Origin of the sequence: Streptomyces sp. NPDC001594, assembly GCF_042893675.1 — a bacterium.
Lineage (GTDB): Bacteria > Actinomycetota > Actinomycetes > Streptomycetales > Streptomycetaceae > Streptomyces.
In genome coordinates, this window is record NZ_JBIAVB010000004.1 from 54,242 (window position 1) to 67,193 (window position 12,952).

Annotated in this window: 9 protein-coding genes; all 9 read right to left on the minus strand. The window is 68.1% G+C overall.

Features of this window, described 5'->3' with window-relative positions; genetic code table 11:
* Positions 1-2: 2 nt before the first annotated feature.
* The 9 genes from ACFY0O_RS09145 to typA all read right to left on the minus strand — a co-directional run bounded on the left by ACFY0O_RS09145 (position 3) and on the right by typA (position 12,895).
* A complete protein-coding gene (locus ACFY0O_RS09145) occupies positions 3-1,631 on the minus strand; it encodes an ABC transporter substrate-binding protein (protein ID WP_388944684.1) in 1,629 nt (542 codons plus the stop codon).
* 107 nt (positions 1,632-1,738) lie between these two features.
* Positions 1,739-2,680, minus strand: a complete 942-nt coding sequence (locus ACFY0O_RS09150) for a GNAT family N-acetyltransferase (protein ID WP_388944687.1) — start codon at positions 2,678-2,680, stop codon at positions 1,739-1,741.
* 112 nt (positions 2,681-2,792) lie between these two features.
* Positions 2,793-4,418, minus strand: a complete 1,626-nt coding sequence (locus tag ACFY0O_RS09155) for an ABC transporter substrate-binding protein (RefSeq protein ID WP_388944690.1) — start codon at positions 4,416-4,418, stop codon at positions 2,793-2,795.
* Between the two features lie 230 nt (positions 4,419-4,648).
* Positions 4,649-5,794, minus strand: a complete 1,146-nt coding sequence (locus ACFY0O_RS09160) for an ABC transporter ATP-binding protein (RefSeq protein WP_388944693.1) — start codon at positions 5,792-5,794, stop codon at positions 4,649-4,651.
* Positions 5,787-6,842 (minus strand): ABC transporter ATP-binding protein, encoded by a 1,056-nt coding sequence (locus ACFY0O_RS09165; protein WP_388944695.1) that lies wholly within the window; start codon positions 6,840-6,842, stop codon positions 5,787-5,789. Before ACFY0O_RS09165 ends, ACFY0O_RS09160 begins: the two co-directional genes overlap by 8 nt.
* Positions 6,843-6,860: 18 nt before the next feature.
* Complete coding sequence (locus ACFY0O_RS09170; RefSeq protein WP_388944698.1) at positions 6,861-7,790, minus strand: ABC transporter permease; 930 nt, start codon at positions 7,788-7,790, stop codon at positions 6,861-6,863.
* Positions 7,791-7,818: 28 nt separating this feature from the next.
* Positions 7,819-8,742 carry an ABC transporter permease gene (locus ACFY0O_RS09175; RefSeq protein WP_388944701.1) on the minus strand — a complete coding sequence of 308 codons (924 nt, stop codon included), beginning with the start codon at positions 8,740-8,742 and terminating at the stop codon, positions 7,819-7,821.
* A gap of 180 nt (positions 8,743-8,922) precedes the next feature.
* Entirely contained in the window at positions 8,923-10,566 is a 1,644-nt protein-coding gene (locus ACFY0O_RS09180) for an ABC transporter substrate-binding protein (RefSeq protein ID WP_388944704.1), read from the minus strand.
* A gap of 424 nt (positions 10,567-10,990) precedes the next feature.
* Positions 10,991-12,895 carry a translational GTPase TypA gene (gene typA, locus ACFY0O_RS09185; protein ID WP_388944707.1) on the minus strand — a complete coding sequence of 635 codons (1,905 nt, stop codon included), beginning with the start codon at positions 12,893-12,895 and terminating at the stop codon, positions 10,991-10,993.
* Positions 12,896-12,952: the final 57 nt, after the last annotated feature.

Sequence of the window (12,952 nt, forward strand, 5' to 3'; positions counted from 1 at the left end):
GGTCAGCTGACCTTGATCTCGTTGTAGACGGGGACGCTGAACTGGTTCAGGGCGACGTCGGAGGTCCGCTCGGAGTGGCCGGCGCTGCCGTTCTGGTACCAGAGGGGGATGGAGGGCATCTGCTCGGCGAGGACCTTCTCGGCGTCCTGGAACTTGCCGATCGCCTTGGCGGTGTCGCTCTCCTGGTTGGCCTCGTCGACGAGCTTGTCGAACTCCGGGCTGCTGAACTTGCCGTAGTTGGAGGAGGCGCCGGTGTAGTAGAGCGGCTGGAGGAAGTTCTGGATGAGCGGGTAGTCGGCCTGCCAGCCGGAGCGGAAGGGGCCGGTCAGCTTGAAGGCGCTCTCCTGGTTGCGGAAGTCGGCGAAGGTGCCGATGGGGTTGACGGTGCAGACGGGGCCCTCGCCCAGGGCGTTGTTGACGCTGTTGCAGACGGCTTCCATCCAGTCGCGGTGGGAGCCGGTGTCCACGTTCGAGGTGAGGGTCATCTTGCCGCCGGGCAGGCCGCCGGCCTCCTGGATGAGCTTCTTGGCCTCGGCGGGGTTGAACTTGCAGGCGTCGCCGCAGAGCGTGGACTTGAAGCCGCCCTTGTCGCCGAGGGCGGGCGAGGTCCAGTCCTTGGCCGGGGTGCGGGTCTCGCGGAAGATCTGCTCGGTGATCTCGTCGCGGTTGATCGCCATGGAGATGCCGCGGCGGACCTTGTCCATGCCCTCCTTGCTCCACTGCGGGTCGTAGAGCGGGAAGGTGAGGGTCTGGAGGATGAGGGCCGGCTGGTTGATGTAGCGGTCGCCGAGGTCGTTCTTGACGTTCTTCAGCTGCTGCGCGGGGACGTCGTCGACGAGGTCGAGGTTGCCGGAGATCAGGTCCGTGTAGGCGGTGTTGTTGTCGGTGTAGACCTTGAGGTCCACGCCGCCGTTCTGCGCCTTGTCCGCCCCGGGGTAGCCGTCCCACTTGCGCAGCTTCATGCCGGTGCCCTTGGTGTAGGAGTCCACCGTGTACGGGCCGTTGCCGACCGGCTTGTTCAGCCAGCCGGAGTGGTCGGTGAAGAAGGCCTTGGGCAGCGGGGAGAAGGCCTGGTAGCCGAGGGTCTCGGGCCAGGTGGAGAACTTCGACTTCAGGGCGACGGTGAAGGTCTTGGGGTCCTTGACCACCAGGCCGGACATCGTCTTGGCCTTGGGCTCGCCGGAGGCGGGGTGGACGTCGTCGTAGCCGGCGATGCCGGCGAAGAAGGTGGCGTTGTTCTGCTTGTTGCGCACGTCCGCCGCGTAGTTCCAGGCGTCGACGAAGGACTGGGCGGTGACCGGCTCGTCGTTGCTGAACTTCCAGCCGTCCTTCAGGGTGATCGTGAAGTTCTGGCTGTCGGTGGTCTCGATCTTCTCGGCGACCATGTCGCGGGCCTCGCCCGTCTTGGCGTCGTAGCGCTTGAGGCCGCGGAAGAGCATGTCGAGGACCTTGCCGCCCTGCACCTCGTTGGTGTTGGCCGGCTCCAGCGGGTTCTGCGGGTCGCCCCAGGAGGAGCTGACGATCCCGGCCGCGCCGCCCCCGCCGCTGTCGCTCCCGCCGCCGCAGGCCGTCGCCGCGAGGGCGACGGCCACCGCACATGCGGCCCACTGGGCGTGGGTGGCTCCGCGCATGGACTGCCTCCTAAGGGGTCCCAAGACTCACTTAGGGGCAATGTCACCTTATGTAGGACTGGTTTCACCCTCGGTTGGCCGTTTTGCACCCTCGCGTCCCCCGGCTGTCACCCCTGGGGGTGCAACATGAGCTCCCAGGTGTCGACCGCGTAGTGCAGGGTCATGCCGTGCGCCTCGTAGAGGGCCAGGGCGCCGGTCTCGTTGAGGGTGTCCACGCCCAGGCCCAGGGTGGCGCGGCCGCGGGCCGCGTAGGCGGCGAAGGCGTGGCGCAGGAGGTGGGAGCCGACGCCCCGGCCGCGGGCCTCCTTCCGCACGCCGATGTGGCTGACCCAGCCCATGCTGGTGCGGTCGTCGCGGGTGACGAGGACGGCCGTGTCGCCCTGGCCGGGGAGGCTCGCGATCCAGACCAGGGACCAGTCGAGGCGGCGGCCGTCCACGTGGTCCAGCCAGGCCTCGTAGTCGCGCTCGGCGTGTCCGAAGTGGGCGGCGAAGGTCTCCTCGACCAGGGCGTGGGCACGGCGGCGGTCGGCCTCGTCGGCGGCGCAGTCGCGCAGCACGAGGCCGGCGGGCGGCGCGGGCGGCTGGTCGGCGGGGCCCAGGGCGCGGGTCATCACCTGGTAGCGGCGGACGCTGCGGTAGCCGCGGCCGGTGAGGAGGGTGAGGTCGAGGGTGGGGCGGACGTTGAGCTGGAGGCGCAGGCGGGCGCCCGGTCCGGTGCCGGAGGCCATCCGGCGGGCCCGGGCCTCCATCCGGTGCAGGAGCGCCGTCGCGGCCCGGTGGTGGCCGGGCAGGACGTAGTGGTCGCCGTCGATCCTGCCGGGTCCGGAGTCGGCCCAGACGAGGGCGTAGGCGACGAGGCGGCCGCCCTCGAAGGCGAGCCAGGAGTCGGTGGCGAGGTCGACGTCGGGGTGGTTGAGGTCGGCCTCGACGGTGCCGAGGTCGGTTTCGGGCCTGCCGATCTCGACGAGGTCGACGGCGTTGAGGAGGGCGCAGATGTCCCGGGCGTCCCCGGGGCCGGCCGGGCGGACGGTCAGCGTGTCGGTGGCCATCGGCCCACTCTCGGCGGCCGCGGCGGCCGCCCGCAAGCGGTTTGCCCGCAACCGGGCCGCCCCCGGACCGCGCGGGGCGGCCGGGGGCGGGCGGCGGGAACGGGTCCGTGCCTCAGGTGATCTGGACGTTGGCGAGGTCCATGCGGCCCTGGGCGTCGACCTCGACGTGGGTCACGGCCTTGGTGTAGGCGGCGGCGGACATGTACGTGAAGACCGGGATGTACGGGAGGTCCCGGATGACGATGTCGTCGGCCTTCTGGTAGAGCTTCGTGCTGTCGGCGGGGTCGGTGGATCGGTCGGCCGCGGCGAGGGCCGCCTCGAACTCCTCGCTCTTGTAGTGCCCGTAGTTGGAGCCGTTGGCGATGGCCTCCTTGGAGAACACCGGCCGCAGGTAGTCCTCGGCCGCCGGGTAGTCCATGGCCCAGCCGGTGCGGAAGGCGCCCTCGAACCGCTGGGCCCCCAGCGCGTTCAGCAGGTCTCCGGCCTTCGGGAACGGCTTGGGGGTGACCTCGATGCCCAGGTTGGTCTTCAGCTGGGCGGCGACGGCCTCGATCCACTCCTTGTTGTCGCTGTCGGCGTCGTAGCCGAGTTCCATCCTGTTGCCGGGGATGCCCCCGGCGCGCTGGAGCAGCTCCTTGGCCTTGACCGGGTTGAAGGTCCCGGCCTCGCCCAGGGCGCCCTTGCGGTAGCCGGGGACGATGGGGCTGATGAAGTCGTCGGCCGGCTTGCGGGTGCCGTTGAAGATGCTCTTGGCGATGGCGTCCCGGTCGATGGCCATCGAGATCGCCTTGCGGACGTCGGGCTTGCCGAAGGCCTCGGAGTTCGCCTCGAGCGGCAGGCCGATGTAGCCGATGGAGGCCTCGGGCTTGTAGATGTAGCGCTCGCCGAACTCCTGGGAGACGGTGGGCAGCGCGGTGACCGGCAGCTTGTCGACTATCTGCAGCTTGCCCGCCTGGAGGTCGGCGTAGGCGGCGTCGAGGTTGCCGTAGATCTTGAAGGTGACGCCGTCGAGCTTGGCGCGGCCGTCGCTCGGGTACTTCGCGTACTTCTTGACCTTGATCTGCTTGTTGTGCTCCCACGTGCCGTCCATCTGGAACGGGCCGTTGCCGATCGGCGCCTCGCCGAACTTCTGCGGGTCCGCCTCGAAGGCCTTGGGCAGCGGGTAGAAGGCGTTGTAGCCCAGCATGGTCTTGAACTGGGAGAACGGCGCCTTCAGCGTGACCACGAAGGTCTTGCTGTCGACGACCTTGAGACCCTTGAGCTCCTTGGCGGTGGGGGTCTTCCCCTTGCCGGGAGCCAGCTCCTCGGAGCCCTCGATCTTGGAGAAGAAGCCCATCGCCTCGGCGCCGTTCTCCTGGTTGGCCCCCCAGTTCCAGGCGCGGACGAAGGACTGCGCGTCGACCTTCTCGCCGTTGTGGAAGGTGAAACCGTCCTTGAGCTTGATGGTCCAGGTCTTGGAGTCCGTCGTCTCGACGGACTCGGCGACCGCGAGCTTCGGCTCGCTGGTCTTGTTGTCGTACGCGACCAGACCGGTGAACAGCGCGTGCAGCACCTCGGCGCCCTCGGACTCGCCGGTGTTCTGGCCCACCAGCCCGTGCTGCGGTTCGCTCAGCCGCACGGTGATGTGGCCGCCCATCCGGCCCTCGGCCGACGGGTCGTCCCCGCCGCCGCAGGCCGTCATGGCCATCGCCAGCACGACGGTGCCGGCGGCCCAACGGGCGCGGGTTGCTCCACGCATGGGAAATTGCCTCCTCAGGAGTCACTGTCGGTGTGCTCGTGAGCCGACGCTCCCCACAGCGCTTGACCCGAGACGCGAGCTCGTTGGGGCCATCCTCGGGGACGCCCGGACCCATAGAACATACCTGAGCGGTCACGTTACCGAGCCGGTACGGGGCCGCCCTCCGGGCCCCGGAAAGCCCACCGGGCACGGCCGCGAACGGCCGTGCCCGGTGGGGTGCGCGCGGGGGATCAGACGGGCAGGACCGTCTTCTCCTCGGCGAAGTGGCACGCGGACTCGTGCGCGGCCGGGGTGTCCTCACCCTGGAAGCGCTCGGGGACGGCCAGCAGCGGGACCTCGGTGGAGCAGATGTCCTGCGCCTTCCAGCAGCGGGTGCGGAAGCGGCAGCCCGACGGCGGGTTGGCCGGCGACGGGACGTCACCGGTCAGGATGATCCGCTCGCGGCCCTCACGGGCCGCCGGGTCCGGCACCGGCACCGCGGAGAGCAGCGCCTGGGTGTACGGGTGGGTGGGGTGGTCGTAGATCTGCTCGTCGGTGCCGATCTCCGCCATCTTGCCCAGGTACATGACGCCCACGCGGTCCGAGATGTGCCGGACGATCGAGAGGTCGTGCGCGATGAAGATGTAGGACAGGTTGAACTCGTCCTGCAGCTTCGCCATCAGGTTGATGACCTGCGCCTGCACCGACACGTCGAGCGCGGAGACCGGCTCGTCGCAGATGATGATCTCGGGCTGGAGCGCGAGGCCGCGGGCGATGCCGATGCGCTGGCGCTGGCCGCCGGAGAACTGGTGCGGGTAGCGGTTGATGTACTCCGGGTTCAGGCCGACGACGTCCAGGAGCTCCTGGACCTTGCGCCGACGGTCGCCCTTCGGGGCCACCTCGGGGTGGATCTCGAAGGGCTCGCCGATGATGTCGCCGACCGTCATGCGCGGGTTCAGCGAGGTGTACGGGTCCTGGAACACCATCTGGATGTTGCGGCGCACGGCCTTGAGGGCCTTGCCCGACAGCTTGGTGATGTCCTGGCCCTTGTAGAAGACCTCGCCGGACGTCGCCGTCTCCAGCAGCATCAGCAGCTTGGCGACCGTGGACTTGCCACAGCCGGACTCGCCGACGATGCCGAGGGTCTCGCCCTGGTGCAGGTCGAAGGAGATCCCGTCGACCGCGCGGACGGCGCCGATCTGCTTCTTGAACAGGATGCCCTGGGTCAGCGGGAAGTGCTTGACCAGGTTGCGCACCTGCAGGATCGGCTCGCCGCGCTCGACGGGCGCCTCGATGGCGGCCACGGCCGCCGTCTCGGTCGCCGCCTCGACGACCTCGACCTCGCTGATGCCGGGGGTGGCGTCCACGGCGTCATCCTTCTTGTCGAACTCAGCCATGGAGCTGCTCCTCGCGGAAGTGGCAGGCGCTGGCACGGCCGGCCAGCTCGGTGCCGTCCTGCTCGGTCACCTGGAGCAGGGGCGGCATCTCGGTGCGGCAGATGTCCTGCGCCTTGGGACAGCGCGGGTTGAAGGCGCAGCCCGAGGGGGCCTTGAGCAGGTTGGGCGGCAGACCCTTGATCGCGTAGAGCTCCTGGCCCTTCTGGTCCAGGCGCGGGATCGAGTCCAGCAGACCACGGGTGTACGGGTGCGCGGGGCGCTTGTACAGCTCGTGGACGGGGGCCTGCTCGACGATGCGGCCGGCGTACATCACGGCGATCTTGTCCGCGACGTCGGCGACGACGCCGAGGTCGTGGGTGATCAGGATCAGACCCATGTTGTACTCGCGCTGCAGGTCGGCCAGCAGGTCCATGACCTGGGCCTGGACCGTCACGTCGAGCGCCGTGGTGGGCTCGTCCGCGATGATCAGGTCCGGCTCCAGGGCGAGCGCCATCGCGATCATGATGCGCTGGCGCATACCGCCCGAGAACTGGTGCGGGTAGTCGTCGACCCGGCTCTTGGCCGCGGGGATCTTCACCCGGTCCATGAGCTCGATGGCCTTGGCCTTGGCGTCCTTCTTCGACATGCCCTGGTGGACGCGGAACATCTCGCCCAGCTGGTTGCCGACGGAGAAGACCGGGTTCAGGGCGGACAGCGCGTCCTGGAAGATCATCGCCATCTTCGGGCCGCGCAGCTTGCGCCGCTCGTTCTCCGGCAGCTTGAGGATGTCCTCGCCGCGGAAGAGGATCTCGCCCTTGGCGACCCGCCCGGGGGGCGAGTCGAGGATGCCCATGATCGCCTGCGCGGTCACGGACTTGCCGGAACCGGACTCGCCGAGCACGGCCAGGGTCTCGCCGGAGGAGACGCTGTAGTTGACGCCGTTGACGGCCTTGACGACGCCTTCACGGGTCGCGAACTCGACGTGCAGGTCGCGCACTTCGAGAACGGGCGCCTCGGCGTCGCCGGCCTTCGGACGGGACGCGTCTGCGGTGGTGCTTGAAGCAGTCATTTCGGTGGTGCCGCCCTTCTAGCGCAGCTTCGGGTCGAGGGCGTCGCGGAGCCCGTCGCCGACGAATACGAAGCCAAGGACCGTCAGCACGATCGCGATGCTGGGGTAGGTCCACAGGAAGTCCTTGACCCCCATGAAGTCCTTGGAGGCGGCGAGCATGTTGCCCCACTCCGGGATCTCGGGGCTGACGCCCACGCCCAGGAAGGACAGCGAGGCCTCGGCCACGATGGCGCCGCCGACGCTGAACGCGGCGTAGGCCATCACCGCGGCGATGGAGTTGGGGATGATGTGCCGCACGATGATCCGGCGGGTGTCCGCGCCCAGGGCGCGGGCGGCCAGCACGTAGTCGGCCTCACGGACCGACAGGATCGAGCTGCGCAGCAGACGGGAGACCGTCGGCCACGAGAAGACGGCCAGCGAGATGATCACCGGCATCACGCCCCGGCCCATCGCGATGATGATGACGATGGCGCCGATCAGCAGCGGGAAGGCGAAGAAGACGTCGGCGATGCGCATCAGCACCGAGTCGGTGGCGCGGCCGAAGTATCCGGCCAGCGCGCCGATGACGATGCCGATGAGGCACGCCAGGAAGATCGACGCGAGACCGATCTCCACGGCGATGCGGGTGCCGTAGATGATGCGGGAGAACTGGTCGCGGCCCAGCGCGTCGGTACCCAGCAGGTGGCCGTTGCCCGGCTCCTGAAGGGTGTTGTTCAGGTCCTGGGCCAGCGGATCCTGCGGGGCGATCAGCGGAGCGAAGGCCGCGGTGAGGAACAGCAGCAGGACGAGGCCGAGGCCGACGACGGCCAGCCTGTTGGCGAGGAAGCGGTGGCGGATCTCGCCCCACTGGGTCACGCGGGCGACGGCCGGTTCGGCCTCCGCGTTCGCGGCCTGCGCCGGTGCGGTCGCGTCCCCCGCCACCGATGTGCTCTTGGTGAGCTCGGTCATGGGTAACTCCTAGAACGGGCTGCCTGGATCAGGCGAGGCGGATGCGCGGGTCGAGGACCGCGTACAAGAGGTCGACGATGAGGTTCAGCAGAACGAACACGGCGACGCCGAAGCTCACCACGCCGATGATGATCGGGTTGTTCTGCTGCTGCACCGCCTGCACCAGGGCGAGACCGATGCCGTCCCAGTTGAAGATCGCCTCGGTGATCAGGGCGCCACCGAGCAGCGAGCCGAAGGAGATACCCAGGTACGTGACGACCGGGATGATCGAGTTGCGCATGACGTGCTTGACGAGCACGGTCCGCCGCGGCAGACCCTTGGCGACGGCCGTCTTGACGTAGTCGGCCCGCAGCACCTCCAGCATGGTGCCGCGCATGAGCCGGGCCACGAGGGCGGCGTCGAGGATCGCCAGCGTGAAGGCGGGCAGGATCAGCGACTTCACCGTGCCGTCGGAGATCAGCGGGACCCACTGGAACTGGACCACGAAGACCTTCTGGAGCACCATGCCGATCACGAAGGACGGGAAGCCGACGGCCATCGTGGTCAGGAGCGTGATCAACACGTCCCAGAACGAGTATCTGAACAGCGCGGCGATCAGACCCGCCAGCAGGCCGATCAGGATGTCCAGGACGATGGCGGCCAGCGCGAGCTCAGCGGTGTTCGTGAGCTTCGGCGCGAGGACCTCGGTCACCGGCCGGCGCTGGGTGTAGTCCTCACCCAGGTCACCCTGCGCGAGGTTCTTGACGAAGTTCCCGTACTGCACGGGCAGCGGGTCGTTGAGTCCGTAGCGCTCGCGGAGCGCTTCGACGACGGCCGGGTCGCGGGCCTTGTCACCACCGAGCGAACCCACAGGGTCGCCGGGGAGCACGAAAAGACAGCAGAAGAGAATAACCGTCGCACCGAAGAGAACGACAACCATCTGTCCGAGCCGCCGGATCACATACCTTCCCACGATGCCTCCTTTACATACCGAGCGTGGGGGTTGGCGGCATCATCCGATCGGGAGATTGGCCGCATCCGGGCGCGGATCGACAAGAGAGAGGGGTGCGCCCGGGACTGAGCGAAGGCCGTGGGGACCGGAGAAGTAACTCGGGCCCCCACGACCTTCGCCTACCTGTTGTTGAGGAGGCTCTTACTTGGCCGAGATCTCAGCGAGGTTCGGGTCCTCGAAGAAGTCCAGCTGGATGTTGTTGAACTTGTCCGTGGCCGCGAGGCGGAACTGGGTGCGCTTCCACAGCGGGATGAGACCCTGCTCGTCGTCGACCGCGAGCTTCTCGGCCTCCTTGTAGACCGCGGCGCGGGCCGCCGGGTCCTTGGTGCCGCGGGCCTTGGTGATCAGCTCGTCGAACTTCGGGTTGTTGTAACGGCCGCGGTTGTCACCGGCCGCCTTGCCCGTCGCCGGGTCCTCGTTGATCGAACCCGAGTCGAGGAGCGGGTACAGGAAGTTGTCCGGGGTCGGGTAGTCCGCGCCCCACGCCGAGCGCCAGATGCCACCGGTCGCCTTGTCCTGCTGCTGGGCCAGGGCCTCCTTGAACGGCTTGCCGTTCAGCTTGACGTCGAGGCCGAGGACGTCCTTCAGCTGCTGCGCGACGGCCTGGACCCACTCTTCGTGGCCGGCGCCGGTGTTGTAGCCGAAGTCGAGGACGGTGCCCGGCTTCAGGCCGCCCTTCTCCGCGTACTGCTTGGCCTTCTCCTTGTCCTGCTTGACGCAGGAGGAGCAGACGCCGTCCTGGTAGGTGTCCGCGAAGGACGGCGGCAGGACCGAGGTGGCCGGCTTCTGCATGCCCTGGAAGACACCCTTGGCGATGGCCTCGCGGTCGATCGCGTAGGAGATCGCCTTGCGGGCGTCGGGGTTGTTCAGCGGCGCGGTCTGGTTGAAGGCGACCAGGTAGTTGACACCGCTGGTGTCGGCCTCGATCCACTTCTTCATGGGCGAGTACTTGGCCTTCGCCACCGGCTGCTGCGGCGTGGGCATACGCGCCCAGTCGAACTGGCCCGACTGGAAGCCCTGGTACTCCAGGGTGGAGCCGTTGGCCGAGTTCAGGATCGAGATCTCGACCTTGGCGAGCTTGGCCTTCTCCAGGCCGTAGTCGTCGTTACGGACGAGGGTGATGGACTTGTTGTGCTGCCACGAACCCTCCATCTTGAAGGGGCCGTTGCCGATGGGCGCGTCGTTGTACGCCTTGTTGCTGGCGGCGCCGGCGGCCTTCGGGACCGGGCTGAAGGCCTGGTGCACGGTCTTCTTGTCGAACTCGAAGTCGGCCTCGGACAGCTCGACCTTGAGGGTGCTCGCGTCCGGAGCGGTCACACCGGCGAAGGTGGTCGCGGTGCCGGTGTTGAGCTCCTTGTAGCCGTTGATGCCCGCGAACGGGTAGGCGACGTCGGAGGCGGAGTCCTTGGCGACCACACGGGTCCAGCCGCGGACGAAGGACTCGGCGTCGACGGCCTCGCCGTTCGAGAACTTCGTGCCCTGCTTGATCTTGAAGGTCCAGGTCTTGCCGTCGTCGCTGGTCTGGACCGACTCGGCGAGTTCGGGCTTCAGCTTGCCGTCGACCGTGGCGCTGTACAGACCCGTGAAGAGGTTGTGCGTGATGAGCGCGCCCTCGGACTCCTGGGAGTTGAACGGGTCGATCGCGGTGGGCTCGGTGATGCCGAGGCGGAACGTGCCGCCCTTGGCGGCGTCCTTGCTGCCCGCGTCGTTGCTGCTGCATGCGGTCGCGGCCATCGCCACGATGACCGCACCCACGACCCACTTGGCGCTCGTTGCTCCGCGCATGGGTAATAGCCTCCTCAGGAGTCACTGTCGATGATGTGGGCCCGTCCCCCGCTGACACCCCTGACAGCGAAATCCGGTCCCGTCGTGTGTGCTCGTGAGTCGACGCTCCCCACAGCGTGTGACCCATTGACCCGAGCTCAATGGAGCCATCCTCAGGGACGCCCAGACCGTAAACCACAGTTAAGTGGTCTCGTTTTCACAACATCACCGCATGGCGAAAACCCGAAATCCGGACAAACGGATAGGAGACAGACACGTGCGAAACGGACGGTTAGTCCTTCTTCCGGAGCGTCACGATCGGTATGCGGACACATCCGCCCCACAAACGGTTTGACAAACGGCGACGGCCCCTCCCCGCACCGGACCGGTGCGGGGAGGGGCCGTCGCCGAAGGTATGTGTTTCGGCCAGAAGCCTACTCGCGTCCTACTTGGCCGACTTGGCGCGCGAGGCGGTGCGCGAGCGCTCCTTCTGGTCCAGGACGACCTTGCGGATGCGCACGGCCTCCGGGGTCACCTCGACGCACTCGTCGTCGCGGCAGAACTCCAGGGACTGCTCCAGGGAGAGCTTGCGCGGCGGGACGATCGCCTCGAAGGAGTCGGCGGAGGAGGAGCGCATGTTCGTGAGCTTCTTCTCCTTGGTGATGTTCACGTCCATGTCGTCGGCGCGCGAGTTCTCGCCGACGATCATGCCCTCGTACACCTCGGTGCCGGGGTCGGTGAACAGCACGCCGCGCTCCTGCAGGTTGGTCATCGCGAAGGCGGTGACCGCACCGGCGCGGTCGGCGACCAGGGAGCCGTTGTTGCGGGTGACCAGCTGGCCGAACCACGGCTCGTGGCCCTCGTGGATCGAGTGGCCGATGCCGGTGCCGCGGGTCTGGGTCAGGAACTCGGTACGGAAGCCGATGAGGCCGCGGGACGGGACGACGAACTCCATGCGGACCCAGCCGGAGCCGTGGTTCGACATGTTGTCCATGCGGCCCTTGCGGACGCCCATGAGCTGCGTGACCGCACCCATGTGCTCCTCGGGCACGTCGATCGTCATGCGCTCGACCGGCTCGTGGATCTTGCCGTCGATCTCGCGGGTGACGACCTGCGGCTTGCCGATGGTCAGCTCGAAGCCCTCGCGGCGCATCTGCTCGACCAGGATGGCGAGCGCCAGCTCACCACGGCCCTGCACCTCCCAGGCGTCCGGGCGCTCGGTGTCCAGGACGCGCAGCGAGACGTTGCCGATCAGCTCGCGGTCCAGGCGGTCCTTGACCTGGCGGGCGGTGACCTTGCGGTCCTTGACCGCCGCCTTCGCGTCCGCGCCCTTGCCCGTGCCGCCGCGGCCGACGAGCGGGGAGGTGTTGGTGCCGATGACCATGGAGATGGCCGGCTCGTCCACCGTGATCAGCGGCAGCGCGATCGGGTTCTCCGGGTCGGCCAGGGTCTCGCCGATCATGATGTCGGGGATACCGGCGACGGCGCAGATGTCACCGGGGCCGGCGACCTCGGCGGGCTTGCGGGTGAGCGCCTCGGTCATCATCAGCTCGGTGATGCGGACGTTGGAGATCGTGCCGTCACGCTTGATCCACGCGACCGTCTGGCCCTTGCGCAGCTCGCCCTGCTCGACGCGGAGCAGCGCGATGCGGCCGAGGAAGTTGTCGGCGTCCAGGTTGGTGACGTGGGCCTGGAGGGGGGCCTCCTCGTCGTACACCGGGGCCGGGACGTGCTCGAGGATGGCCGAGAAGAACGGCTCCAGGTTCTCGCTGTCCGCGGGGACGGTGCCGTCCTCCGGCTTGGTCAGCGAGGCGATGCCGTCACGGCCGCAGGCGTAGACGATCGGGAACTCGATCTGGTCCTCGTCCGCGTCCAGGTCCAGGAACAGGTCGTAGGTCTCGTTGACGACCTCGTCGATCCGGGAGTCCGGGCGGTCCGTCTTGTTGATGCAGAGGATGACCGGCTTGCGCTGCTGGAGCGCCTTGCGGAGCACGAAGCGGGTCTGGGGCAGCGGACCCTCGGAGGCGTCCACCAGGAGGACGACCGCGTCCACCATCGACAGACCGCGCTCGACCTCGCCACCGAAGTCGGCGTGGCCGGGGGTGTCGATGATGTTGATCGTGATCGGGGCCCCGCCGTCCTTGGGGTGATACTTCACCGCCGTGTTCTTGGCGAGGATCGTGATGCCCTTCTCACGCTCCAGGTCGTTCGAGTCCATCATGCGGTCGTCGAGCTGCTGGTGGGCGGCGAAGGCACCGGCCTGCTTGAGCATGGCATCGACGATGGTCGTCTTTCCATGGTCGACGTGGGCGACGATGGCGACGTTACGGATGTCGTGGCGCGTGGGCACTTCGGCGCTTCTCCCGGGATCGTGGATGGCGTCGCGTACGGCCTGGCACGCGAGCCT